This is a genomic window from Vallitalea maricola (assembly GCF_036985595.1).
In the GTDB taxonomy this organism is placed as follows: Bacteria; Bacillota; Clostridia; order Lachnospirales; family Vallitaleaceae; genus Vallitalea; species Vallitalea maricola.
Map to the genome: position 1 here is coordinate 1 of NZ_BTPU01000436.1, position 282 is coordinate 282.

The 282-nt window shown below is 40.4% G+C and carries 1 protein-coding gene; it reads left to right on the plus strand.

Annotated elements, in window-relative coordinates; genetic code table 11:
- Nucleotides 1-282, plus strand: a 282-nt coding sequence (locus AACQ14_RS24560; protein ID WP_339366149.1) for an alpha/beta hydrolase family protein, incomplete at both ends; no start/stop codon positions are given.

Below are 282 nucleotides of genomic sequence, written 5' to 3' on the forward strand. Positions count from 1 at the left end.
GAAAAGCTGATTTGTACTACAAACTTTATAAACCTAAAAATATGCAGCCCGGAAAAAAATATCCTGTCATTGTTAGAGTGTATGGCGGCCCTCACGCACAACTAGTCACTAATAAATGGCAAGGCGCTGATATAACTCAATACATGCTGCAACAGGGTTATATTGTTTATCAGCTTGATAATCGAGGCTCTAACTACCGTGGTACAGCCTTTGAGTTTCCAATCTATGAAACCTTAGGTCAAGTTGAAGTTGCCGACCAGATTACTGGTGTGAAATACCTCC